Source organism: Aquabacterium sp., assembly GCF_036279675.1.
In the GTDB taxonomy this organism is placed as follows: domain Bacteria; phylum Pseudomonadota; class Gammaproteobacteria; order Burkholderiales; family Burkholderiaceae_C; genus Aquabacterium.
Genome location: NZ_DASUIS010000055.1, coordinates 18105 through 41868, shown reverse-complemented (window position 1 = coordinate 41868; position 23764 = coordinate 18105). Strand labels below are relative to the sequence as shown.

The 23764-nt window shown below is 63.6% G+C and carries 21 protein-coding genes; 13 read left to right on the top strand and 8 right to left on the bottom strand.

Annotated elements, in window-relative coordinates; genetic code table 11:
• Nucleotides 1-314 precede the first annotated feature (314 nt).
• A complete protein-coding gene (locus tag VFW93_RS06425) occupies nt 315-1016 on the top strand; it encodes a response regulator transcription factor (protein ID WP_329693161.1) in 702 nt (233 codons plus the stop codon).
• Between the two features lie 4 nt (nt 1017-1020).
• Here the strand turns inward: VFW93_RS06425 and VFW93_RS06420 are convergent, their stop codons facing one another.
• The 3 genes from VFW93_RS06420 to VFW93_RS06410 are packed head-to-tail and all read right to left on the bottom strand — an operon-like array spanning nt 1021 to nt 4055.
• Entirely contained in the window at nt 1021-2532 is a 1512-nt protein-coding gene (locus tag VFW93_RS06420) for a sensor histidine kinase (RefSeq protein ID WP_329693160.1), read from the bottom strand.
• 39 nt (nt 2533-2571) lie between these two features.
• On the bottom strand, nt 2572-3012 hold the full coding sequence (gene ybeY, locus VFW93_RS06415) for an rRNA maturation RNase YbeY (protein WP_329693159.1): 441 nt from the start codon (nt 3010-3012) through the stop codon (nt 2572-2574).
• Nucleotides 3009-4055 (bottom strand): PhoH family protein, encoded by a 1047-nt coding sequence (locus VFW93_RS06410; RefSeq protein ID WP_329693190.1) that lies wholly within the window; start codon nt 4053-4055, stop codon nt 3009-3011. Before VFW93_RS06410 ends, ybeY begins: the two co-directional genes overlap by 4 nt.
• Before the next feature lie 127 nt (nt 4056-4182).
• Between VFW93_RS06410 and VFW93_RS06405 the strand changes: the two genes are divergently transcribed.
• The 4 genes from VFW93_RS06405 to VFW93_RS06390 all read left to right on the top strand — a co-directional run bounded on the left by VFW93_RS06405 (nt 4183) and on the right by VFW93_RS06390 (nt 8585).
• On the top strand, nt 4183-6312 hold the full coding sequence (locus VFW93_RS06405) for a sensor histidine kinase (protein ID WP_329693158.1): 2130 nt from the start codon (nt 4183-4185) through the stop codon (nt 6310-6312).
• A gap of 36 nt (nt 6313-6348) precedes the next feature.
• On the top strand, nt 6349-7008 hold the full coding sequence (locus VFW93_RS06400; protein ID WP_329693157.1) for a response regulator transcription factor: 660 nt from the start codon (nt 6349-6351) through the stop codon (nt 7006-7008).
• Between the two features lie 22 nt (nt 7009-7030).
• Nucleotides 7031-7606, top strand: coding sequence for a Holliday junction branch migration protein RuvA (ruvA, locus tag VFW93_RS06395; protein ID WP_329693156.1), 576 nt, complete (start codon nt 7031-7033; stop codon nt 7604-7606).
• Nucleotides 7607-7679: 73 nt separating this feature from the next.
• On the top strand, nt 7680-8585 hold the full coding sequence (locus VFW93_RS06390) for a M14 family murein peptide amidase A (protein WP_329693155.1): 906 nt from the start codon (nt 7680-7682) through the stop codon (nt 8583-8585).
• Here VFW93_RS06390 and VFW93_RS06385 read toward each other — a convergent pair whose 3' ends face one another.
• A complete protein-coding gene (locus VFW93_RS06385) occupies nt 8586-10367 on the bottom strand; it encodes a hybrid sensor histidine kinase/response regulator (RefSeq protein WP_329693154.1) in 1782 nt (593 codons plus the stop codon).
• A gap of 269 nt (nt 10368-10636) precedes the next feature.
• Between VFW93_RS06385 and VFW93_RS06380 the strand changes: the two genes are divergently transcribed.
• From VFW93_RS06380 to VFW93_RS06360, 5 genes are all read left to right on the top strand, one after another.
• A complete protein-coding gene (locus VFW93_RS06380; protein WP_329693153.1) occupies nt 10637-11212 on the top strand; it encodes a hypothetical protein in 576 nt (191 codons plus the stop codon).
• Between the two features lie 91 nt (nt 11213-11303).
• On the top strand, nt 11304-11792 hold the full coding sequence (locus VFW93_RS06375; protein WP_329693152.1) for a glutathione peroxidase: 489 nt from the start codon (nt 11304-11306) through the stop codon (nt 11790-11792).
• Between the two features lie 72 nt (nt 11793-11864).
• The gene (locus tag VFW93_RS06370; protein ID WP_329693151.1) at nt 11865-13361 is read left to right on the top strand and encodes a hypothetical protein; all 1497 of its coding nucleotides are present in this window, start codon (nt 11865-11867) and stop codon (nt 13359-13361) included.
• Nucleotides 13362-13529: 168 nt separating this feature from the next.
• Nucleotides 13530-13676: a hypothetical protein gene (locus VFW93_RS06365; RefSeq protein ID WP_329693150.1), complete on the top strand. Its 147-nt coding sequence runs from the start codon at nt 13530-13532 to the stop codon at nt 13674-13676.
• Between the two features lie 14 nt (nt 13677-13690).
• Nucleotides 13691-15991 carry a hypothetical protein gene (locus VFW93_RS06360; protein WP_329693149.1) on the top strand — a complete coding sequence of 767 codons (2301 nt, stop codon included), beginning with the start codon at nt 13691-13693 and terminating at the stop codon, nt 15989-15991.
• Between the two features lie 52 nt (nt 15992-16043).
• Here VFW93_RS06360 and VFW93_RS06355 read toward each other — a convergent pair whose 3' ends face one another.
• A complete protein-coding gene (locus VFW93_RS06355; protein ID WP_329693148.1) occupies nt 16044-16922 on the bottom strand; it encodes a hypothetical protein in 879 nt (292 codons plus the stop codon).
• A gap of 28 nt (nt 16923-16950) precedes the next feature.
• On the bottom strand, nt 16951-17754 hold the full coding sequence (locus VFW93_RS06350) for an alpha/beta fold hydrolase (RefSeq protein WP_329693147.1): 804 nt from the start codon (nt 17752-17754) through the stop codon (nt 16951-16953).
• Between the two features lie 165 nt (nt 17755-17919).
• Between VFW93_RS06350 and VFW93_RS06345 the strand changes: the two genes are divergently transcribed.
• The gene (locus tag VFW93_RS06345; RefSeq protein WP_329693146.1) at nt 17920-18333 is read left to right on the top strand and encodes an Hsp20/alpha crystallin family protein; all 414 of its coding nucleotides are present in this window, start codon (nt 17920-17922) and stop codon (nt 18331-18333) included.
• 74 nt (nt 18334-18407) lie between these two features.
• Here VFW93_RS06345 and VFW93_RS06340 read toward each other — a convergent pair whose 3' ends face one another.
• On the bottom strand, nt 18408-18857 hold the full coding sequence (locus VFW93_RS06340) for a hypothetical protein (protein ID WP_329693145.1): 450 nt from the start codon (nt 18855-18857) through the stop codon (nt 18408-18410).
• 88 nt (nt 18858-18945) lie between these two features.
• Here VFW93_RS06340 and mgtA point away from each other — a divergent pair, with 88 nt between their 5' ends.
• On the top strand, nt 18946-21573 hold the full coding sequence (gene mgtA / locus VFW93_RS06335; RefSeq protein WP_329693144.1) for a magnesium-translocating P-type ATPase: 2628 nt from the start codon (nt 18946-18948) through the stop codon (nt 21571-21573).
• On the opposite strand, the gene VFW93_RS06330 is transcribed toward mgtA, so the two are convergent.
• A complete protein-coding gene (locus VFW93_RS06330) occupies nt 21560-21985 on the bottom strand; it encodes a hypothetical protein (protein ID WP_329693143.1) in 426 nt (141 codons plus the stop codon). The two genes, mgtA and VFW93_RS06330, sit on opposite strands and share 14 nt — an antisense overlap.
• Nucleotides 21986-22218: 233 nt before the next feature.
• Between VFW93_RS06330 and VFW93_RS06325 the strand changes: the two genes are divergently transcribed.
• On the top strand, nt 22219-23763 hold the full coding sequence (locus tag VFW93_RS06325) for a methyl-accepting chemotaxis protein (RefSeq protein WP_329693142.1): 1545 nt from the start codon (nt 22219-22221) through the stop codon (nt 23761-23763).
• Nucleotide 23764 lies beyond the last annotated feature (1 nt).

The window sequence follows — 23764 nt, the reverse complement described above, 5'->3', positions numbered from 1 at the left end:
AAAAGCACATGCACCTTGATGAAGCGCAACGTGCTTTTCAGCAAAATTTCATGGAGTCGTCAGCCTGCGTGTCTCAAGTTGACGATCGCAGGTGTGACAACACCATCATGGCAGGTTGGAAATGAGGGGGCTTGAATTCCGGGGCGATAACTCCATTTATCTGCTGGCAAGAGCATATCGGAACACACAAATGCGATGTTGAGTCATTTGTGGTCGACATTGGATTTTGCTTAGATATATGTGAGGAAAGGCGCATTTTGCCAAGCATGCGGCCTGTGCTCTAATCCGTTGATCATCGTTTTTCTCATGCGGTCATGCTTCCCAAATCACTAGCGCTCATTGATGACGACAAGGAGTACGCGGAGTTCCTGGCGCAGTATCTGCAGGAGCAGGGTGTGCGTGTCGACGTGTTCTCTGACAGCAATGATCTGCTGGTGCACGCAGACCCTTACGGCTATCAGTTCTACCTGGTTGACCTGATGTTGCCTGGTGTGGATGGTGTCGACCTGATCAAGCTGCTCAGGCGCAGAACCACCGCGGGCCTGGTGGTGGTGTCAGGGCGCCTGGCGCCTGATGTCTTCAAGGATGTCATCAGTGCTGGCGCCGACATGTACCTGACCAAGCCTGTTCAGTTCGAGCAGGTTGCGCTGGCCATCAAGGCGGTGCACCGCCGCATCAACAACAGCAACGGGCAGGTGCAGTCGGAATGGCGACTGGAGCGTCGCACGGGTCAACTCGTGGCGCCCGATGGCGCCCGGGTGGACCTCAGCGACATCGACCAGACGCTCATGGAGTGTTTTGTGGAGGCCCACGGTGAAGTGGTCAGCCGTGAGACCTTGAGGCAGCGCATCGGCAAGGCCGATGGCAAGTCTGAAGATCAGGATGCCTCTGACGGGCTCAATGCGACCATCTACCGTTTGCGCAGGCGCATCGAGCGGGCCACGCCCTTGCTGGTGCCGCTGCAGTCCAAGTCGCGCGTGGGCTACGTGTTCCGCGCGCCCTTGACGGCAGTCTGATTGTTCATGAACCTGGTGCCTGAATGATGCTCAGGCGCATGGTGGTGCCAGGCGTCTCGCGGTCGACCAGCCCGACCTGCCCTCCGTGCAACTCCATCACGCGACGAACAATGTAGAGCCCCAGGCCATGGCCTGTCTGTGGTTGTTGATGGGTGTGTGCGCCGCGTTCGAACAGATGAGGCCGTATATCTGAGGCGACACCCGGGCCGTGGTCCACCACATCGATGATCAAGGCCAGGGGCGCGTCGGAGTCGCTGATCTGGATCGTGACCTTTTCGTCAGGCGGGCTGAACTTCAAGGCGTTGGCCAGCAAGTTGCGCAGGGCCAGACGCATGAGGCTCATGTCCATCGACGCCGTGCGGGTTGAGGTGAGCCGCTCGATCTGAATGCGTTCGCGTTCGTCAGCCGGCATGTCGGCCACCACCACGCCAATCAAGGTGTCGATGTCGGTGTCCTGCCGGGTGATGGGGGCAGACTGGGCCAGCAAGGCCGCGACGGCCAGCGTGTTGTCGATGTTGGCCATCACCTGATTCATGACCTTCTGGGCGCGGTCTACCCTTTGCGCTGCGGCCATGTCCTGCAAGCCAGTCAGGCTTGCTTTGGCGCTTTGCATGGCTGCCGAGGCGTTGTTGAGGGGCTGTCGCACTTCATGTGCGAGCACGTCCAGCATTTCGCTGCGCTCCTTGAGCAGGCGGTCGAGTTCTACCACCTGTTGCTCGATGCGGCGTCGCAAGGATTGTTCCTGCCGCAACTCCGCCTCTCGTGAACGCAGCTCGGTGATGTCCTGAACCGCGCCGAACATGCGCACGGCTTGACCGTCCTTGAACTCCACTTCACAAAAGCAACGCAACCAGATCCGGCGGCCTTTGGCCGTGATCACGGGAACCTCGGCTTCCCAAGGCTTGCCGCTCTGCGTGCCGGACGCGACCTTGGCGAGGAGCCATTCCCGGGCTTCGGGGTCCACGAACTGACGCGCTTCTTCGCGCGTGGGCTGGTAGCCCGGAGGCAGGTCATAGATGCGGCAGACCTGGTCTGACCATTTCACGGCGTTGGTGCGCAGGTCGACCTCCCAGCCGCCTACGCTGGCCATGCGGCCAGTCTGGTCCAGAAAGGCCTCGCTGGCGCGCAAGGCGGCTTCGGTTTCCTTGAGCCTGGTGATTTCCGTGACCTGCACGAGAAAGCCCTGCACCTGCCCATCGACGATGTCGGGCAGGTAGTTGGCCAGGCTGTGCCGCTGCACGCCATCCGGCCCGGGCACGATGCGCTCGAACAGCTGTTCCTGGCCTGCCAGCGCGCCGCGGATGTAGCTTTCATTGAGCGCAAAGAGCCTGGGGCCGAGCAGCTCCTCCATGCGGATGCCGATGATCTGTTCCGGCGTCAGCCCGAACCACACCTTGTAGGCCTTGTTGGCAAAGCGGCAGCGCAAGTCCTTGTCCCAGTAAGCGAGCATGGAGGGCACGTGGTCCACCAGGCGGCGCATGTAGTAGCTGAGGTCGTTGTGCTGTTGGTCGCTCATGCTGCTTGTGCCAATCGGATCGCTGGGCGCGTCGGGTTGTCAGTCGGCGTATGGGTCTTCAAACCCCAAGGCGGCCATGATCTCGCGTTCTCGCGCTTCCATGGCTTCGGCTTCCTTCTTTTTCATGTGGTCCCAGCCTTGCGCGTGCAAGGCACCGTGCACCAGCATGTGGGCGTAGTGTGCTTCCAGCGTCTTGCCCTGCTCCTGCGCTTCGCGTTCGATGACGGGGGCGCAGATGATGAGGTCGGCCATGACCACCGGTTCGATCGCATAGTCGAAGGTCAGCACATTGGTGGCGTAGTCCTTCTTGCGGAAGTCCTTGTTCAGCGCGCGGCCTTCCTCTTCACCCACGATGCGCACCGCGAACTCGGCATCGGTGTCGAGCGCGGCTTTCAGCCAGCGGGCCACCTTGTGGCGAGGCAGGGTGTCACGGTGGCTTTTGTCTGCGAACTGCAGGCTCAGGCTGAGGGTCGGTTTCATGCGTTGGGCGGAGAGCTGTCGTTGGTCTTGTTGCTGCGCGAGCCCTGGCGGGGCTCCGGTTCGCTGGCCTGCGCGGCGTCGTAGGCTTCGACGATGCGGGCGACCAGCGGGTGGCGCACCACGTCGGCAGAGGTGAAGCGGGTGAAGGCCACGCCTTTGACACGCTTGAGGATGCGTTCGGCGTCGATCAGGCCACTTTTGGCACCCTTGGGCAGGTCGATCTGGCTGACATCCCCCGTGACCACCGCGCGGGCGCCAAAGCCGATGCGGGTGAGGAACATCTTCATCTGCTCGGGCGTGGTGTTCTGCGCCTCGTCCAGGATCACGAAGGCGTGGTTGAGCGTGCGTCCACGCATGAAAGCCAGCGGTGCGATCTCGATCAGGCCCTTCTCGAAAGCCTTGGTGACGCGGTCAAAACCCATCAGGTCGTACAGGGCGTCATACAGGGGGCGCAAGTAGGGGTCGACCTTTTGCGTCAGGTCGCCGGGCAGGAAGCCCAGGCGCTCGCCGGCTTCCACGGCCGGGCGGGTCAGCACGATGCGTTGCACGGCGCTGCGCTCCAGCGCATCGACCGCACAGGCCACGGCCAGGAAGGTCTTGCCGGTACCGGCGGGGCCGATGCCGAAGCTCAGGTCGTGCGACAGGATGTTGCGCAGGTACTGGACCTGGTTGGGCGTGCGGCCGTGCAGGTCGGCGCGGCGGGTGTGCAGGGTGGGGCCGTCGGCTTCCTCGTCGGGCAGCGCCTGCACCTCGTCGGCCGATTTGGGCTGACGTGCCCGCTGCTGGCTCGCCAGGCTGGAGGTGATGGCCAGTTGCACCATTTCGGCGCTGATGGGCTTGGCGCTGCGCGCATACAGCGCCTCCAGCAACTCGACCACCTGCTGGGGCACGCCCCGGGCCCCTTCGACGCGAAATTGCTCGCCGCGCCGCGTCATCGTCACGCCAAAAGCGGCCTCGATGGTGCGCAGGTGTTCGTCCAGCGGGCCGCACAGGTGGGCCAGTCGGGTGTTGTCAGGGGGGGAAAAGCTGTGCCGCAGTTGCATGAAAGCCCCGGTAGGGAGAGAAAGCATGCAAATTGTCGCCTGCCCGAGGCTTCACCATGTGACATATATTGCGAAAATCGGAGAGTCTTCGCACACATGGTGTGTGCGACGGGCTTTGGAGTCTTCCTTGAGCAAATTGCATCGTTGGTGGCAGTCCTGGGCCCAAAGGTCATCGTCTGCCGATTCGGATACCGATGGCGAGGGTGTCCCATCGGGTACCGTCGGGCGCTCGCCTGCCCAGGTTCGCCGCCTGTGGCTGTTGTTGGGCCTGGGTCTTGTGCTGGCCGTGGTGGTGGCCTACGTGATGGTCGCGATCAACCGAGAGACGGTCCGTTTGAGCCGTCCCTCGACCATCGTCGCGGCCATGGCGGCCGAGAGTTCGGTTCAGTCCTTGAATCAGGCCTGGGCCGTGCGCAGCAACGCCAGCCAGTTCCCTGTCGGGCAACCCGGGCACCTGCAGAGCCTGCCGGACGAATGGGCGCGCAGCCAGCCTGGGTATCAGGGGGCTGTCTGGTACCGCTTCAACTTCGACACCAGCAAGCTGCCGGCGCCTGATCAGGTCATGGCCGTGCACGTGGAGCGCGCCTGCTCGAACGTGGAAGTGCACCTCAACGGGCAGTTGCTGTACCGAGGCGGGCGCATGAGTGAGCCATATGCGCGCAACTGCTATCGCTCGCACGTGATCCCGCTGCCAACCTTCCTGCTGCGGGCCAACGACAACCAGCTGGATCTGAAGGTGGGGGGCTACCCCATCAACCGCGTGACGGCACGACAGCGCGCCGGTGGCCTGGCCGCCGTAAGCATCGGGCCGCTCCAGGAGGTTCGCGAGCTGTACGAGCAGCAGGAGTTCTGGACGACCACCGTGTCGCAGGTTCTCGGCGGCATCCTGGCCGTGCTGGGTGTGTTCGCCCTGGGTCTGGCCTGGGTGCGCCGACTGGACTACCTGCTGTATTTCGGTCTGTTGACGATCGGCTGGTCTCTGATGACCGGGCGGATGTGGTTGAGCGACGTGGCCGTGCCCAATGCGGGTGTCGAGGTCCTGATCGCCATGATGTTCGCGCCCATGACGGCCTTTGCCGTCAAGTTCCTGCTGGGCTATGCCGGGCAGAGCATGGGCGCCGTCAACCGTGGGGCGCGCAAGCGCCAGCTCAATGCGGTGTTGTGGGCGCAGTGCGTGCTGTTCCCGATCAGCCTGCTGGCCATGGGCACCGACCGGCTCTTCATTGGCGCGCGCATCTGGTACGTGCTGTTTGCCATCGAGCTGTTCGTCACGATCGGCTTTTTCCTGTGGGTGGCGGGCAAGAACCGACGCACCGAGTTCTGGCTGATGAGCGCCGCCCTGGGTGTGGTGGCTGCGGTGCTGGGCATCGAGCTGACATTCCAGAGTGGCCTGGTCAAGTTGTGGGGAGTTCACGTCACCCATTTCGTGATGCCGCTGCTGTATGCCGCCGTGGCGGTGCGCCTGATCCAGGTCTACGCCCGCGCCTTGCAGACCGCTGAAGGTGCTCGCAAGCAGCTGGAGCGCCGCGTGCAGGAAATCAGCGGTGAGATCGAGCGCAACTTCAACCAGATTGCCGAGCTGCGCGTCGAGCAGATCGCCGAAAAGGAACGCAAGCGCATCGCCGCCGACCTGCACGATGACCTGGGCGCCAAGCTGCTGACCATCGTGCACACCAGTGACAACGACCGCATCTCGACCCTGGCGCGTGAGGCACTGGAAGAAATGCGCCTGTCCGTGCGCGGCCTGACGGGCAAGCCCATGGTGCTGTCCGACGCCCTGGCCGACTGGCGGGCCGAGGTGGTGTCCCGTCTGGGGCAGGCTGGCATCGAATGCGAGTGGCGCAACCCCAATGACATCATCGAAGAGCCACTTTCGTCACGGACTTATGTGCAGACCACGCGTATCCTGAGAGAAGCAGTCAGCAATGTGATCAAGCACAGTGGCGCCTCGCACGTGGTGATCTCCGCCGAGGTGCATCTGGAGCACCACGATTTCGTGCTGGTCATCCAAGATAACGGAAAAGGCATCCCGATGGAGCTTGACGGTCGACTGGACCGCGGCCACGGGATGACCAGCATGAAGCACCGCGCCAAGCAGTTGAGCGGCCAGTGTCTGGTCGAATCGGGGCCGGGTTTCGGCACCGTGATCCGCCTGACCCTGCCATTGGAAATCGCCACCATGCAACAAGTCTTGCCAACATCGCTCTCGGGAAGCCCCGGCGCTGCTAGCATGCGAAATATTGCGCGTGGACACTGATCCCAGCGTTCCTATTTGAAGTGAGGCCCGTCCACCATGAAGCAAATCCTTTTACTTGAAGACCTGCCCGAAATCCGCGTGTGGCTCAAGACCCTCGCGCTTCAGGTGTTTCCAGGCGCCCAGATCAGCGAAGCCTCGCGCATCCACGATGCGCTGGAGCTGGTCAATGCGGTGCGCTTTGACGTCGCCATGGTCGACCTGGGTCTGCCCGATGGCTCCGGCGTCGAGGTGGTGCAGGCCCTGCGCGAAAAGCAGCCCGATGTGCAGTCCGTGGTCGTGACCATTCACGATGACGACGATCACCTCTTCCCCGCCCTGCAGGCCGGCGCCTTCGGCTACCTGCTCAAGGAGCAGTCGCGCGAGCAACTGGCCGAGCAACTGCACCGCATCAGCCAGGGTGAGCCGCCTCTGTCGCCCTCGATTGCCCGCCGCGTGATCCAGTACTTCACCGCGCAAGCACGCCAGCAGCCCATCCAGCCTGACACCGTGACGCCGCACGTGCAGCTCACCGATCGCGAAAACGAAGTGCTGTTGCGCGTGGCCAAGGGCTTCACGCTGCCCGAAATCGGCCAGCAGCTGAACCTGTCGCGCCATACGATCGCCGACTACGTCAAGCAGATCTACCGCAAGCTCAATGGGTCCTCGCGTGCCGAGGCCGCGCTGGAAGCCCAGCGTCTGGGCCTCTTCCGCCGTTGAGTCTCGCCGCCAAGTCTTGTAGATGATTGCTCGCCTGACCGGGCTGCTGGCCGAAAAGCAGCCGCCCTTTGTACTGGTCGACGTCAATGGCGTCGGCTATGAAGTGCAGGTGCCCATGAGCACCTTCTACAACCTGCCTGAACTGGGTGCCAAGGTCACCTTGCTGACCCAGTTCATCGTGCGCGAAGACGCGCAACTGCTGTTTGGCTTCCTGACGGCTGCCGAGCGCGAATCCTTCCGTGAGCTGATCAAGATCAGCGGCGTGGGCCCGCGCATCGCCCTGGCCTTGCTCTCCGGCCTGAGCTCCAGCGAGCTGGCGCAGGCTGTGGCTGCGCAGGACACCTCCCGGCTGGTCAAGGTGCCCGGCATCGGCAAGAAAACCGCCGAGCGCCTGCTGCTCGAACTCAAGGGCAAGCTGGCCCCGGCACTGGCCACGCCTGGTTTCGTGGCGGTGAGCGACAACCAGACCGACATCCTGCAGGCCCTGATCGCCCTCGGCTATTCCGACAAGGAAGCGCAAGCGGCCCTGAAGGCGCTGCCGCCGGACGTGTCGGTCAGCGACGGCATCAAACAAGCCCTGAAATCCCTGGCCCGTTGAGGCCCGGTGATGCCCTGTTTCAGGGCATCATAGGCAGCTTGGGCAGCCTTGCAATTTTCCTGATCTGGACGGCATGTTTTCCTGGCTTGTGGACGGCGCACGCGGACGCGCACTGAGGCAATCGGCTCTGCTGACGGCAGGGCTGTTGGGTGTAGGGTCTTTGATGGCGATGACCTCGGTCAAGCCGCCTCCCAAGCCCCCGGCCAAGCTGACACCTGTGCACAACACCGCGCAAGCGTTCTGCCAGGACATGGCCCGTCGGCTGCCCAATCTGCCGCTTGAGGTGTGTGCCAAGGCCCAGTTGACGCCCATTGCGGCGCGCTCGGCGCAGGGGCGTCCCTTGTTTCAGCGTGATGTCATTTCCAGCAACGCACATTTGCGTGTGCTGGTCATCGGTGGCATCCACGGGGACGAGCTTTCGTCCACCTCGCTGGTCATGCACTGGATCGGTGCCGCATCGCAGACGCCTTCCAACATCCACTGGCGCTTCATCCCGCTGATGAACCCCGACGGCATGCTGCTGGACAAGCCGACACGGACCAACTCGCGCGGTGTGGACCTCAACCGCAACTTCCCGACGCCCAACTGGGACAAGGAAGCCTCGGTTTACTGGAACCAGCGCACCCAGAAGGATCCGCGCCGCTACCCGGGGCCCAAGCCGCTGTCCGAGCCGGAGTCCAAGTGGTTGCACGACGAGATGGAAAGCTGGAAGCCCAACCTGATCGTGTCGGTGCATGCGCCTTACGGCGTGCTGGACTTTGACGGCCCGACCTCGCCACCGCAACGGCTGGGCAGGCTCTACCTGGACCAGGTCGGCATCTTCCCCGGCAGCCTGGGCAACTATGGCGGCGTGCACAAGAAGGTGCCGGTGGTGACCATCGAGCTGCCCAGTGCATTGCGCACCCCGCAGGAGGCCGAAATCCGCCAGATGTGGCTGGATCTGCTGCGCTGGACAGCCGAGCGCCTGGGCGCTGGCTGATCAGCGCGTGGGCGGTGCCGCCTGGGCGCTGGGCAGGGCCGCCAGGATCTGCAGCAGGCGGTTGATCTGCAGCGGCTTGACCAGGTAGTGGCTGAAGCCGGTTTGCAGCGCCTTGGCGATGTGATCGGGCAGGGCGTCTGCGCTCAATGCAATCAGCGGCAACTTCTTGAAGTCAGGCTGGGTGCGCAGGCGGCGGCACAGATCCAGGCCCGAGCCATCGGGCAGGTTGATGTCCACCAGGGCCACATCGGGGTGGGTGGCTTCGATGCTGGCCAGGCCTTCCGCAGCCGTTTCGGCCGAGTACAGGCGCACTTGCGGATAGGCGGCGAACATCGCCTCCACCAGGCTGCGGTTCAGGGCGTTGTCCTCGATGTGCACCACGCGCAGTGGTGGCAGCGACACGGCGGGTTCGTTGCTGCCGCGGTTCACGTTGGAGCGCAGGTTGCCGGGGCCTTCGGCCAGTGGCAGGCGCAGGGCGAACACGCTGCCCTTGCCCAGGGTGCTGGTGACATCGATGCGGCCGTGCATCAGCTCGGCCAGGCGTTGCGACACCGCCAGCCCCAGGCCGTTGCCGGAAGGTTTGCCGGGCGCCGTGTCAAAGCGCGTGAAGGGCTGGAACAGGCGGGGCAGGTCGTTCTGCTCGATGCCGAAGCCCTGGTCGCGAACCTCGATGATGCCCACGCGGTCGTCCTGCGAGATCTTGCCTTGCAGCCAGATGGTCGAGCCTTGAGGGCTGAACTTGATGGCATTGCTCATCAGGTTCAGGAGGATGGCGCGTGTGTGTTGCGGGTCGGCCCACACGGCGGGGCACTGGCTGTCGACCACCACGGTGATGTCCTGTGCGAGCGCATCGTCTTCCAGGGCCGCACGCACCTCGCGCAGCAGCACCGACAGCTCGACGCGTTGCGGGCGAATGCCCAGAGGCTTGTCGTCCAGCTTGGCGTATTCCAGTGCCTGGTCCAGCAGCGACAGCAGTTGTTGACCGGCGGTGTGGATGTGGCCGATCTGGCGGCGTTGCGCTTCAGGCAGTTGCGTGTCGTTGGCCATGTCGAGCAACTGCGTGAAGCCCAGGATGGCGTTGAGCGGCGAGCGCATGCTGTGGCTCATGCGGGACAGGAACTCCACCTTGGTGGCCAGGGCCACTTCGGCTTCCAGGCGCTTGGCGTGTTCGTTGTCGGCGCGGCGGCGGTCGCTGATGTCGGTCAGGACTTCGATGTAGCGGTTGATCTGGCCATCGGGCCCGTGCACCGGTTGCACCGAGCGCGAGACCCAGAAGGGTTCGCCATCCTTGCGGTGGTGGCAGACTTCCAGCCGCTCGATGCTGCCGCCTTGCGCCAGCACCTGGTTGATGCGGGTGATGGTGGCCGGGTCGGTGTGCGGGCCGCTGAGCAGCTCCTCCGGCAACTGGCCGTGGCACTCGGTCAGCGAAAAACCGGTCAGGCGCGTGAAAGCCGGGTTGACCCAGCTGATGCAGCGCTGGGCATCACAGATCAGGATGGCATCGGTGACCCGGTCAGCCACCAGCGCCAGCTCCTGGTTGGTGGCCTGCGAACGTTGCAAGGCGGCTTGCAACTGGCGCATGACCTGGCCTTGTTGTTCGAATGCGTCGTGGCGGAGCTGGAGTTCGTCAAGAAGGCGTTGTGCGTCGTCTGCCATGGTGTCGGAAACGCCCACGGGTAGTGAGCGGCGTACGTTGGCGGGGCGCCATGTGGCCGTGTCGGCCAGTCCGGCGGGGGGGAAGAGGGGGGCGTCTTCAGAAGAGGCTGAGCGGATGTCAGGCATGGCGGTGCTCCTCACGTCGTGACCCATCGTCTTGTTCGCTTTCGGGCTTGAAACAAGCCTGCGCCGACGACCAGATACAAGCTCGGTTTCAGCGCCAGGGAACATGCAGTGTAGGCACTTCTGACCGCTTTGACCATGTATAGGGCCTAGTGTTTACGATGTCGTTGTGAACTGCACGACGCATTAACCGGGCAGTCAATACATGGGCTATGCGATACAGTCGGCAGGTCGTGGCGGATGTCGCTGCGTCAGTCATTTGTGATGAGGTCATGGGCAGCCTGCGCATTTACTTTTTGTCAACGCTGATGCTGTTGCTGGCAGCTTGTAGCAGCCTGTTGCCGCGTGGCAGCACGGAGAGCCAGTCTGGCTTTGCCACCTTCGAGGAGGCGCGTGATGCCATCGAGCGTGTCAAGCCTTACGAGACCACGGTGGCGCAACTCAAGGAGCTGGGTTTCGATGTGCAGGCATCGGCCAATGTGCGCTTGATTCCCTACCCTGAGGTGGTGGCGCGGCTGGCGCCGAACCCCAGTGTGCCGTTGGCCATGCTGGACCCTGGTATCCGCGATTGCATCGAAGCGAGGCAACTGTGTCGTGCCTATGAGTTCAGTTTTGGTCGTCAGAACAGCCACCGGGAGGGCGGTTTCTGGGGCGACTTCCTCAACTTTCGGCGGCGCACCGAGATCACGGGCTGGAAGTTCCAGGGGCTGATCGTGGCGCGTGATGGTGTCGTGCTGTTTCGCAACTACGGTGGCGAGCCACAGATCAAGCAGACGGAGCGGCAATCCAACCCGCTGGGGCCCTTGCAACCCGCTGGCGAGGCGGCAGGCGCCTTGATCAAACGTTGAGCGGGTTTGCCCCTTCAGGCCACCGGACAAGGCGCTTGCGTTAACCTGCCTGCCGTTTCCAATTCCTGCCACCTTCCGCATTCGTATCGACATGACCACTGTTTACGACTTTGAAGCGCAGACCATCACCGGTGAAGCCGTCAAGCTGGATCAGTACCGTGGCAAGGTGCTGCTGATCGTCAACACGGCCAGCAAATGCGGTTTCACGCCCCAGTTCGATGGCCTGGAAAAGCTCTGGAAAGACTACGGCGCCAAGGGCCTGGCCGTGGTGGGTTTTCCGTGCAACCAGTTCGGGTCGCAGGATCCCGGCGCCAACAGCGAGATCGCCTCGTTCTGTCAGCTCAACTACGGTGTGAGCTTTCCGATGATGGCCAAGATCGACGTCAACGGCCCCAACGCCCATCCGCTTTACCAGTGGCTGGTCAAGGAGGCGCCCGGCATTCTGGGCACCAAGTCCATCAAGTGGAACTTCACCAAGTTCCTCATCGGCCGCGATGGCCGGGTGCTGGGGCGCTATGCCCCTACCGATACGCCCAAGGGCCTGCAGGCCGACATCGAGAAAGCGCTGGCCGCGGCCTGAGCACGTTGCCGTCTGTGCGACGATGGGGGTTGTGCAACCGGCCCCCCCTGAGGGCAGAAAGATGGCATCTGCATGAACCTCTCGATCCCCCTCCGTGTGGCGGCGCTCGGCGCGCTGGCGTTGACCATGGGGGCTGCGCAGGCTCTGGCAGACGAGGTGCCCGCAGCGGATGCGCAGCCATTGGCCATGCCGATGTCGCTGCAGATGCGTTTTGATCCGGCGCACCTGGAAGGTGGCGAGCGTCTGGGGCTGTTGAGCACGGCCTTGTTGCTGGAAGCCGAGCCCGGCTGGTGGATGGGGCCGGCTGTGGTCGGCGCGGCCACGGGCCAGCGGGGTGGTTTTTTCGTGCTGGGCGGCCAGATCGAGCGGCGCTGGCGACTTCAGGGGCCCTGGCGTGCGCAACTGGGCCTGATGGCCGGTGGTGGCGGTGGTGGCGGTGCGCCCGTGGGGGGCGGCCTGATGGTGGTGCCCGCCGCCAGCCTGCTTTATGACTGGGGGCCGGTGCAGACTGGTCTGGCCTGGTCGCGCGTGAACATGCCCAGCGGGCGCATGGGCAGCCAGCAGATCGGCCTGGTGCTCAACTGGGATGGGCGGCTGCATTATTTCGACGCGGCTGACGTGGGGCGCAGCAGCAGCGCGCCGGGCCGAACCGGGTTGGGTGTTGACCGGCTGATGCTGACGGGGGCGCAGCTGCATGTGAAGGCTCGCCCGGGTCAGCCCGCGAGCAACCTGAAGCTGGTCGGCGTGCGTGCGGAACAGCGTGCAGGCGGGAACTGCTACTGGGGTCTGGAGGCCGCAGCGGCCACGCATGGTGGCGCCGATGGCTACATGGAGCTGCTTGGCACGGGGGGCTGGGAGACGTCGGCTGCGGCGATCGGCCTGGACGATGTGTACGGCGGCGTACGGCTCTCACTGGGACTGGGTGGTGGTGGCGCACTCGACACCGGTGGCGGCACCTTGGGCAAGGCGGCCGGCGTGTTGCGATGGGAAATCGGGCCTGATGCCTTTGTGAGCATGGAGGCCGGGGCGGTGCGTTCAGGCAGTGGCGCCTACCAGGCTCATTACGCGCAATGGCAACTCGGCTGGCAACTGGATCACCCTGGTCGCACTTCGTCGACCCGCATCGTCGGGCTGGAGTGGTCGGCCAGCCTGCAGCATGTGCTGCGTGCGCAGCGCAAGGATGGCCGCCAGCTGGATCTGGACACGGTGGGCATCAAGCTCAAGCGGCAGCTGGGCGCGCAGTTCTACCTGACGGGCCAAGCGCACAGTGCTTTTTCGGGCCAGGCGGGTGCCTACTCGCTGGGGCTGGTGGGGGCCGGGTGGCAGACTGATCTGGGCAGCCCGCAATGGCACCTGGGGGCCGAACTGCTGGCGGGTGCTGCCGGTGGTGGTGGCGTGGACACCGAGGGTGGCGCCGTTGCCCAAGGCATGGTCTTGCTCGGGCACACGATCGGGCCGCGCAGTCGATTGCAAATCGGAGCGGGTCGTATTCGCAGTCTGCACGGGGGCCTGAGCAGCCCTGTCATTGACGTGAGCTGGACCCAATCCTTTGGTTCGGGGCAACGCTGAGCTGTCTGAAAAGGCCAATCGGCCTCGGGGTGCGCCCTTAAATCACGAACGACCGTTCCATTCCATCCTGGCCCACTAAAGCGGACAAACAATCAGGCCGAAAGCGCTTGGGTTGCTGATCGGGCACGTGTGTCGTCTGGAGGGTCTATGCGTCGTTTTGCGCTTTTGGTGTTTTTTGCACTTTCGGTTCTGGGTCTGTCCGCTTGTGGCGGTGGAGGTTCCTCGTCGTCCGGCTCGTCGGACGGTGGTGGCACCACGGTGACCTCATCCAATATCACCCTGCCCTCGTCGGTGCAGGTGGTGTCGGCGCACTGAACGGGGAGGCGATCATGAAGCTATGGCGCAAGGGTATCCCGTTCGCAATGAGCGTGCTGGCCGCGGGGGCCGCACAGATGGCATGGGCCACGCCGCCCAGCAGTGGCGCGTACGTCACCGACAAGCAGAACACCTGGGTGCAGGACCGCGTGGGTGACCGCATCGGTACGGTGAACATGATCATGTGCATCATCGGCAGCATGCGCGGTGATGCGATGGTCAACCAGGGCCCCTATGTGGCCTTGATCGACCAGGGCAAGTGTGAAGGTCGTGGTGACAGCAGCAAGTCGACCAGCACGAGTGCCGGCGCCTCCAACGCCACCAACTACATGTCCAGCGTGGTGGAGTCCACCCAGGCATCGGTCAATGACCCCCTGATCATCAAGGCCTGGCTGCACGACGAGCAGGACAACGGTGGCTCGCCGCAGAAAATGACCATCTACGCCTACATCGTGGCCACCGCAGGCAAGTCCGACCAGAATCCCAACGGCCTGTTCTCGATGTATTTCTGCGGTGAACCCGACGGCAATCCGGGTACGTGCGTCTTTCGCGGCTCCTTGAAATCCGATGCCAGTGGCCTGAGTTTCTACCAGGAAGAAAACGGCGGTGGTGGCCCTTCGACCACGCAGTTGAAGTTGCACACCGACCCAGCCAATGACGCAGGCGACGGCACGATCAGCGGCACCGAAAACAGCACACCCTACAGCTATCTCTTTGCTTTTGACTCGGCCAACTTCCGGCGCAGGGAAGGCAGCAATCCTGACGTCTGTTTCGATCGCGACAAGGACAACGGGCATTCCTCCACCTGGCGCTACGGCACCTACAACAGCGATGGCAGCCGGCTGGACATCTCCAACCCGGGCTTTCCGGTGAAGTATGTCAATGGCAGCGACACCTATTACGGCTTCTGGAGCTTCTGGGGCCTGTGGCTGCCTGACTCGGCCATGTCGGAGATCGCGCTGGGCCATGGCACCCTCACTCGACGGGTTGGCGATGCCGACGTGGCCCTCACCCCGGTCCAGAAGGGCGGCAAGCTGTGGAAGCTCACCCGCCACACAGGCACGCTCGATGACTTCAAGAACGTGTCGATGATGTACTGGTCGCACGCGTCCATCGGTACCACGGATGGCAGCACACCAGCGCCAGCCAACACGTCCTACGAGTTGCAGTGGGATGGCAGCAGCCTCAATGCCATCGGCTACCAGCAGTGTGATCAGAACGGTTGTTCGCCGCATGCCCTGAACGCGCCAGTGGCCCTGGACGCCACGGTGCTGTCCGGTACCGATCATGTGCGCTCGCTGCCGATCTTCTTCCCGTCAGGCGGTGGCGCCGGTGGCATTGACGTGCCGACCGGGCACGGCTTCCTGGGCACGGACACCGTGTCCTATCGCACCCGTGAGGTGGTGGACCCCTCCGCGTCGGACATCGGGCTCAACTGCGTGAGCATGTGCCCCAAGACCGGCACCAACCTGGTCAGCAACGTGGGCAGCCCGCCTGTGGCCACGCTGGCATCGTCACCTTTCAAGGACAGTGGTGTGTGGGGCCCGAGCGCCACCAACTACACCTATACCTTCCATGCGGGCATGCTCAATGACGGTTCAGCCGATGCGGATGCTTCCGGTGCGAGCAAGGCGGGCATGGGTTCGCAACAATGGGGGCTCAACAGTGGCACCATGGTGGCCGATGCCGACCTCAACAGCATCAAGTGCGATGCGAACGGCACCCCGAATGCGGGCGGGTCTTACTACTGCTCGGCCTTGATCGATCAGGCGACGACGATCTACCAGTGGGAAACGGGGCCGAACCAGTGGAACAAGTTCTTCGGTGCCAACGGCGTCACCATTGATCCACCCAAGGTGCTGACGCTCAATGCGGTTTACACGCCCAGCAACAGCGGGGGCTTGAACAACATCGCGGGTGCGCAGGCCGCCAACTACAACGGCAACAAGGTGCAGCTGCAGTTCAGCGGTTTTGGTGAACTGCAAGGCATTCCCGGCAGTTGCGTGAGCCCGGACACCAACCTGCCCACGCAATGCGGTCCTTCGGCGCGTTGGGTGCCTGCTTTCGACATGCTGGATGGCACGTCGATCCTGGACAGCACGCCCACCACGTACTACGTGAAGTACCTGGAGCGTGAGCTTCGTCTGGGCAAGGTGGCTTGCAACACCGTGTCGTCGGGGCTGACCTTGACCGCAGCAGGTCTCCTGACGCTGCCGACGTCTGCCCTGGTGGATGTGAATGCGCGCACCGCCCTGGGTGCCGAGGCCACCCCCGCCAGCACCAAACCGTCGGTCATCGACGGCATCGTGCAATGACGGCGCACCGCGCCAGGTGAGTCTGAAGCGGCCCTGCGGGGCCGCTTTGCATTCAGGGTGTGGCCGCGGTGGTGCCAGGTGTCGCTCCCTCGGCAACATCCGGGCAGGCTTGCCACCGGAGCTCGAACTGTTGGACCACCAGGCAGCTGTCAGCCTGCACAGGGGTGCCGCGAGCTTGCAGGCTGAGGACGGTACCGAATTGAGGTGACAGGCGCTGCAGGTCCACCTGTTCCGTGCAGTCGAGCTGAGCGGCCTGTTGGGTCAGCGAGATGCGGATCGCGCAGCGACCGACCAGGGGTGCCTGATGCAGAGACTGCCGCAGGGCTTCCACACGCTGGTAGAGCGCTTGCCGCGTGCCTTGTATGGCCTGCTCGCGTTGCATGGCGGCGTCGCGCTCATCGAAGGCAGGTGCAGAGGGCCGCGTTTGCCAGCGGCCTCGTCCCAGTGGACGGCTGATGATGGGGGCAAACAGGTTGGCGAAGCGGGCGCCCGGTGCATCTGGCTGGGATGCCGCTGGCGCCTGGGGCGCGATGGCGGGCCGGGGCTCGGCAGGGGCAGGGGCGGGTGACGTGTCTTCCAGGAGGCCTGACGAAGCGGGCAGGGACGGCGGATCTGGCGGCAGTGCGGCTTGTGCGACGGTCCGTGTCGGGTGTGCCACCTCCGTGCGTGTGGCGAGCACCCGTGGTGTGGGCAAAGGCGTGTGCCTCCGGGGCGGCACAACGGGCGGCGCCTGGGGCCGTGGCACTCGCGGGACGGGGGCGATGGTCACCGTGAGGCTGCCCCTTTTCTGGCCGATGCTGGGCGCGTTGTCCTCATGCTGGTGGGCATGCAGCCACCAGGCCAGCGCCAGGCCGTGCGCCAGCGCGGACAGCATCAAGGCACCACCCATTCCGGGTAGGGGCAGGCCTGCGGTCCACTTGGGCGTTTGCATCCGGCGACGATAGCGCCGCCAGCCGAGGTCAAACGTCGGAAAAACCGTCAGGTGGATGGGCTTTCAGAAAGTCGATCACGGCCGCACTGGCTTGTTCGCGGGCGTGCCAGAAATAGCCATGTCTTGCACCGTCGATCAGGTGCAGTCGGGCGCCCGGAATGCGGCTGGCCATCAATTCGGAGTTGGCACTCACATTGATCTGGTCTGCCGTACCGTGAATGAGCAGGGTGGGGGCGGCAATGCGAAGCAGATCGGCCCAGGCCTCGTGCCCTTCGCTGGCCAGGTAATGCTGGCGTTGCGCGAAGGCCGGGATGGGCTGGCGCGCTCGGTCGGACATGTACTTGAGCCATTGCGGATGTGTGGCCAGCCACCAGGGCGGCACCATGGCCGTCAGCAGTCTGGCTTGCTGGCCGCTGGCCATGAGGGCATCGATCTCGGCAGGACGGCGCACGCCGTGAGCATTGCCAGGCGTGGTGGCCCCCAGTACCAGCGACAACACCCGATCCGGATGGTCGATGCCCAGCCATTGCGCGATGCGGCCGCCCATCGAAAACCCATAGGCATGGGCGCGCTGAATGCCCATCGCATCCAGCACGCTGACGGCGTCTTGCGCGAAGCTCTGGGTTGACCAGGTGCCGTGCTCGGGTTTGTCGCTTTGCCCCGTGCCGCGATGGTCATACACGATGACCTGAAAGTGCCTTGCAAAGTCGTCACGCACGCCATCCCACATGTGGTGGTCGAAGCCCTGGCCACTGATGAGCAGCAGGGGCGTGCCGGTGCCGACGCTGTCGTAGTAGAGGCGTGTGCCGTCAGGGGCCGTGGCGAAGGGCATGGTGAGGCGCGCGTTCGTGCGGGGTGTCGGTGAATGGGCGTCCGACGAGTTTGACCGATGTCAAGACCACGTTGGCCGTGCGCTTGAAAAAATACGGCCGCGACCCATGTAGTGCACATCGGCACTTGGATGCCTGGATGCCAACCCCAGTTGAAGGAGATCGTCATGAGTAACGTCACCCGCTACAGCCCGATGGACGAACTGTTCCGCGGTTTCTTCGTGAAGCCCATGGACCTGCCCAACAGCGTGCCCCCTCAGCAGATCAGGATGGACGTGAAAGAGCAGGAAGGCGCTTATCTGGTTCACGCCGAAATACCCGGCGTGAAGAAGGAAGACATCCACGTCGAGATCGAAGGCAATCAGGTGTCGATCAGCAGTGAAGTCAAGCAGGAGAAAGAGGTGAAGGACGGTGAGCGTGTGTTGCGTTCGGAGCGCTACTACGGTCAGGTTTCCCGCTCCTTCCAGCTGGCTCACGAGATTGACGAGGGCAAGGCCCAGGCCACGTTCAACAATGGCGTGCTGGAGCTGACGCTGCCCAAGAAGGCTGCAAGCAGCGGCAAGCGCCTGACGATCAACTGATGCCACGTTCCAGCGCCGTTCCCTGCCATGAGAACGGCGCTTGACCCGTTGTGCGCCAGTTGTTGCGCTGTGGGTCAGTTAGCGAGGCCCTTGAATGCGTAGATGCCGACCTTGTTGGCTGCATCATCGATCGTGTTGATGATGTTCAGGTAGTACTCGTTGACGGTGAAGGTTCGGCCCTTGTAGGTGACCAGACCTGTGATTTCGTCCTTGCCTGCCATGGCGCCCGCCAGCAAGCGGCCCGCTGCACTGCGTTGGGAGAACTGTGTGATGGCGAACGTGGCTTCGTCATCCTGGTTGATGGCTTTGCCGGCATTGTGTGCTGCGATGCTGTAGCCAGCATTGATCAGGCCAGGGATTTCTTGCGGCACCTGGCACGAGCAGTTGTTCACCACCTTGAGCTTGGGGACGGCGCCGGATGTGTTGGCCGCGGCGTTGGTCGACGTGGGGGATGAGGCGCAGCCGGACAGAACGGCCAGCGACAAGGCCAGGCCGGCGGCGCCGAGAGTGGACTTCAGTGACATGGAATCTCCTTGATATTGACGGTGCAAGCCTACCAGTTTCACCCGTGCGTCATCGTCTGATCACATGAATGAGGGGATGATGGCAGTCATGAGCACGCCCCAAACGTCATCCAGCCAACCAGGGCAGACACTGGTCGATCTGGCGACCAAGCCCGTCGATCAGATCCTGTCGGCGCTGGAGGCGCATGAGGACGGCCTGCAGGCGCAGGAGGCCAGGCAAAGGCTGGCGCGGTTCGGCCCCAATCAGGTGTCGCCGCCCGGCACGCGCAAGCTGCTGGTGCAGTTGATTCAGCGGGTGGCCAATCCCCTGAATTTCCTGCTGCTGGCCTTGTCGCTGGTGTCCCTGCTGACGGGGAATGCGCAGTCAGCCGTGTTGATCTTCCTGATGGTGGTGCTCAGCATCACCTTGGGCTTTGTGCAGGAGCGTCGCTCCGATCGTGCTGCCGTGGCCTTGCGCGCCATGGTCCACACCACCGCAGCTGTGTTGCGCAAAGGCGGCGCGCGTGCAGCATCGGGCCCATCGGGGGCACCGACCGAAGCGCAGGAGGTGCCGATCGAACAACTGGTGCCGGGCGACATCGTGCACCTGTCCGTGGGCGACCTGATTCCGGCGGATGTGCTCTTGCTGAGTGCCCGGGACTTCTTTGTCAACGAAGCGGCGCTCACTGGCGAGTCCTTGCCTGTTGAAAAGTACGCGCTGATCGAATCGCCTGGCGTGGACACCATGGCCTTGCGCAACGCCTGCTTCATGGGCACTCACGTGGCCAGCGGGTCGGCCACCGCCGTGGTGGTGCATACCGGCCCCAGGGCCGTGTTTGGCGGCATCGCCCAGGCCATGACAGGGCAGCGCGGGCCCAGCAGCTTCGATCAGGGGCTCAACCGTTTCACCTGGTTGATGCTGCGCTTCATGATGGTCATGGTGCCCCTGGTGTTCCTGATCAATGGCCTGACCAAGGGCGACTGGGTGGAGGCCTTGTTGTTCGCCACGGCGGTGGCGGTGGGCCTGACGCCCGAGATGCTGCCCATGCTGGTCACCGTCAACCTGGCCAAGGGGGCGCTGACCATGTCGCGCAAGAAGGTCATCGTCAAGCGCCTGCAGGCCATCCAGAACTTCGGTGCCATGGATGTGCTGTGCACGGACAAGACCGGCACGCTCACGCAGGACCGCATCATCCTGGAAAAGTACGTGGATCTGGATGGGCAGCCCAGCGACTGGGTGCTGGACTTTGCCTACCTCAACAGCTATTACCAGTCGGGCCTCAGGAGCCAGCTGGATCAGGCGGTGCTCAAGTACACCGAGGTGCACGACAAGCTGCATGCGCGCGGCCAGTATCAGAAAGTGGACGAGATCCCGTTTGACTTCCAGCGGCGGCGCATGTCCGTGGTGGTGGAAGGGCAGGGCCAGCGTCTGTTGATCTGCAAGGGTGCCGTCGAGGAGGTCTTTGCGGCATGCGCACAGGCGGAATCAGGCGGGCGGCGTTTTGCGCTCGATGACAGCCACCTGGAGACGGTGCAGGCCACCAGTCGGGCGCTCAATGAAGACGGCTTTCGGGTGATCGCCATCGCCTACAAGCCCTTGCTGGAGGGGCAGCCTCCTGTGACCGTGGCCGATGAGCGCGACATGGTGCTGCTGGGCTTCATCGCCTTCCTGGATCCACCCAAGGAGGGCGTGCGCGAGGCCCTGTCTGCGCTGGCCCGCCATGGGGTGGCCGTGAAGATCCTGACGGGTGACAACGAGGTGGTGACGCGCAAGATCTGCCGTGACGTGGATCTGCACATCGACCGCATCCTGCTGGGCCGGGAGATCGAGGCCATGAGCGATGTGGCGCTGGGCGAAGCTGTCGAGCAGACACAGGTGTTTGCCAAGCTGTCGCCCGGGCAGAAGTCTCGCGTGATCCAGGCGCTGCGCGCGAAAGGGCACGTGGTGGGTTACCTGGGTGATGGCATCAACGATGGCCCCGCGCTGCAGGCGGCCGATGTGGGCGTCTCGGTGGACACCGCCGTGGACATCGCCAAGGAGTCTGCCGACATCATCCTGCTGCAAAAGAGCCTGCTGGTGCTGGACGACGGCGTGATCGAAGGGCGCAAGGTCTTCGGTAACCTGCTCAAGTACATCCGCATGGGGGCCAGCTCGAACTTCGGCAACATGTTCAGCGTGCTGGGGGCCAGCGCCTGGCTGCCCTTCCTGCCCATGGCACCGATCCAGGTGCTGACCAACAACCTCCTGTACGACATCTCGCAGACGGCCATTCCTTCCGATGCGGTGGACGAGGAAGAGTTGTCGCAGCCGCGTCACTGGGACATCAGCCACATCGCGCATTACATCCTGATGGTCGGGCCGATCAGCTCGCTGTTCGACTACGCCACGTTTGCGCTGATGTATTTCTATTTCAAGGCGCAGACGCCCGCGCAGGATGTGCTGTTCCACACCGGCTGGTTCGTGGAGTCCCTGCTGTCGCAGACGCTCATCATCCACGTGATCCGCACCGGGCGACTGCCGTTCTTCCAGAGCCGCGCCAGCCGTGCCTTGACGGGTACCACTCTGGCCGTGTCTGCGGTGGGTGTGTACCTGCCGTATTCACCCGTTGCCGCTTCGCTCGGGCTGGTGGCGCTGCCCTGGCATTACTGGGTGGCCCTCACGGGCATCTTGCTGGCCTACCTGAGCGTGACCACCATGGTGACACGCTGGATGCGCCGGCGCTTCAATCTGGCTTGACCGATACCGTTTCGATCAGTTGCTCGGGGCCGCGACGCATGCCGCCACCCTCGAAGTGCGTGACGTTCTGGCGCTCGTAGAACTTCAGCGTGGCGCTGGCCGCATGGGCCTTGCGCAAGGCCTGGCGGGTGGCGTTCACGATGCGCGCGCGTTCGGCCGCATCCGTGACCTCGTAGATCACGAAGGTGGGTTGCCCGCCGCTACCCGGGTGGGCGTAGAGCACCTTGCCCTGGCTGGTCTTGTCGACTTCGGTGCGTGGGTGGAACTGCCCGTAGGTGGCCATCACGTCGTCCGCCAGCGCGTTGGCGATGTCGATGTCACCGGTATTCGGGATGTGAAAAGCCGTCCACAGCAGGAAAGACAGGACACAAGCGCCAATCAGTGCCACCACTCGAATCACGTACTTGACCATGAACTGCACTCTCTGGCAAAGGGGCAAGGATAGCGTCGGTGCGTGATCGGGCTTTGTAAAGTCCTGTCAATCTGGCGGCGGTGCTTGTCTGAATTTGTTCTGAATCCGGATTCAAGTCGGCTGATTTATGGCCGAAATCCACTGAGTAGAGCGGCCAGGGCATCGCTGCGCGCCTTGAGTTGCCGACTGAGAAATCGATTGCAGCCAATTGTGGATGGGTTGATCTCATGAACATGTCCGACATCAAACTGGGTAAGAAGCTCGGCGCCGCATTCGCGGTGGTGGTGGTGTTGACGATGCTGGTTGGCGGGTTCGCTGTCAGGCAGCTCTCCGTCATCAATGGCAACACGGCGGATATCGCCACGAACTGGCTGCCCAGCGTCCGGCTGCTCAGTGACATGCGTGATGCGCTGGCTGAACATCGTCGCGCGGAGGCGCTTCACCTGCTGGCTGACAGCGATCAAGACCATGCGACGGAAGACGAGCGCATGGCCAAGGCCAAGAAGCAGGTGGCGGATTTGCTGGCTCAATACGAACCCATGATCGCCTCGGCAGATGAACGCAAGCTGTCGGATCAATTCAAGTCACAACTGACTGCTTACTACGAAGCCAGTCACAAGATGACCGCAAGCTCGCGTCAGGGCGAGAGCGGACTGTTGGACGCTCGAAAAGCCTACAAAACTGAAACGCGCGACGCATTCCGTGCGCTGAGGGCGACGCTCAACGAGGACATCGCCTTGAACAACAAGGGGTCTGAAGAGGCCTACCACGCCTCGCAGGCAACCTATTCGCAGGCCCGCGGCTGGGTGCTGGCCCTGGTGATCGGCGTCGTGGCGCTGGCCTCCTTCCTGGCCGTATGGATCACCCGCATGATCACCGTGCCCATGGTGGCGGCATCGGAGGCAACCCGCCGCATCGCTGACGGCGATCTGACGGCCCGCATCAAGGTTGAGGGCAAGGACGAGATCGGCACGCTGATGCAATCCCTGGCCGACATGCAGGAAAACCTCGTGCAGATGGTGGGCGGTGTGCGCATGGGCGCCGAGAGCGTGGCCACGGCCAGTTCGCAGATTGCCCAGGGCAATCAGGACCTGAGCCAGCGCACGGAAGAGCAGGCTTCGGCCCTGCAGCAGACGGCCGCCTCCATGGAGCAACTGGGCTCGACCGTGACGCAGAACGCCGACAGTGCCCGTCAGGCCAATCAACTGGCCAATGGCGCCTCGACGGTGGCCATCCAGGGCGGCGAAGTCGTCAGCCAGGTGGTGGAGACCATGCGCGAGATCAACGAGAGCTCGCGCAAGATCTCCGACATCATCACCGTGATCGACGGCATCGCCTTCCAGACCAATATCCTGGCCTTGAACGCCGCCGTGGAAGCCGCGCGTGCCGGCGAGCAAGGCCGTGGCTTTGCCGTGGTGGCCGGTGAAGTGCGCAACCTGGCGCAGCGCTCGGCCGAAGCTGCCAAGGAGATCAAGTCCCTGATCGGCGCCAGCGTGGAGCGCGTCGAGCGAGGCACGAACCTGGTGGACCAGGCCGGGTCGACCATGCAGGAAGTCGTCACCGCCATCCGCCGTGTCAATGACATCGTGGGCGAGATCACCAGTGCCAGCGCGGAGCAAAGCTCCGGTGTGTCACAGGTGAGCGAGGCCGTCAGCCAGATGGACCAGGCCACTCAGCAGAACGCCGCACTGGTGGAGGAAAGCGCGGCTGCCGCGGAGAGCCTGAGGCAGCAGGCGCAGCAACTGGTTCAGGCGGTGTCGGTGTTCAGGATGGGCTGAG

Excerpts from the sequence above, each read along its gene's own strand:
- VFW93_RS06425 (WP_329693161.1), top strand. The coding sequence starts at position 315 with ATGCTTCCCAAATCACTAGCGCTCATTGATGACGACAAGGAGTACGCG.
- VFW93_RS06420 (WP_329693160.1), bottom strand. The coding sequence starts at position 2,532 with ATGAGCGACCAACAGCACAACGACCTCAGCTACTACATGCGCCGCCTG.
- ybeY (WP_329693159.1), bottom strand. The coding sequence starts at position 3,012 with ATGAAACCGACCCTCAGCCTGAGCCTGCAGTTCGCAGACAAAAGCCAC.
- VFW93_RS06410 (WP_329693190.1), bottom strand. The coding sequence starts at position 4,055 with ATGCAACTGCGGCACAGCTTTTCCCCCCCTGACAACACCCGACTGGCC.
- VFW93_RS06400 (WP_329693157.1), top strand. The coding sequence starts at position 6,349 with ATGAAGCAAATCCTTTTACTTGAAGACCTGCCCGAAATCCGCGTGTGG.
- ruvA (WP_329693156.1), top strand. The coding sequence starts at position 7,031 with ATGATTGCTCGCCTGACCGGGCTGCTGGCCGAAAAGCAGCCGCCCTTT.
- VFW93_RS06390 (WP_329693155.1), top strand. The coding sequence starts at position 7,680 with ATGTTTTCCTGGCTTGTGGACGGCGCACGCGGACGCGCACTGAGGCAA.
- VFW93_RS06385 (WP_329693154.1), bottom strand. The coding sequence starts at position 10,367 with ATGCCTGACATCCGCTCAGCCTCTTCTGAAGACGCCCCCCTCTTCCCC.
- VFW93_RS06380 (WP_329693153.1), top strand. The coding sequence starts at position 10,637 with ATGGGCAGCCTGCGCATTTACTTTTTGTCAACGCTGATGCTGTTGCTG.
- VFW93_RS06375 (WP_329693152.1), top strand. The coding sequence starts at position 11,304 with ATGACCACTGTTTACGACTTTGAAGCGCAGACCATCACCGGTGAAGCC.
- VFW93_RS06370 (WP_329693151.1), top strand. The coding sequence starts at position 11,865 with ATGAACCTCTCGATCCCCCTCCGTGTGGCGGCGCTCGGCGCGCTGGCG.
- VFW93_RS06360 (WP_329693149.1), top strand. The coding sequence starts at position 13,691 with ATGAAGCTATGGCGCAAGGGTATCCCGTTCGCAATGAGCGTGCTGGCC.
- VFW93_RS06355 (WP_329693148.1), bottom strand. The coding sequence starts at position 16,922 with ATGCAAACGCCCAAGTGGACCGCAGGCCTGCCCCTACCCGGAATGGGT.
- VFW93_RS06350 (WP_329693147.1), bottom strand. The coding sequence starts at position 17,754 with ATGCCCTTCGCCACGGCCCCTGACGGCACACGCCTCTACTACGACAGC.
- VFW93_RS06345 (WP_329693146.1), top strand. The coding sequence starts at position 17,920 with ATGAGTAACGTCACCCGCTACAGCCCGATGGACGAACTGTTCCGCGGT.
- VFW93_RS06340 (WP_329693145.1), bottom strand. The coding sequence starts at position 18,857 with ATGTCACTGAAGTCCACTCTCGGCGCCGCCGGCCTGGCCTTGTCGCTG.
- mgtA (WP_329693144.1), top strand. The coding sequence starts at position 18,946 with ATGAGCACGCCCCAAACGTCATCCAGCCAACCAGGGCAGACACTGGTC.
- VFW93_RS06330 (WP_329693143.1), bottom strand. The coding sequence starts at position 21,985 with ATGGTCAAGTACGTGATTCGAGTGGTGGCACTGATTGGCGCTTGTGTC.
- VFW93_RS06325 (WP_329693142.1), top strand. The coding sequence starts at position 22,219 with ATGTCCGACATCAAACTGGGTAAGAAGCTCGGCGCCGCATTCGCGGTG.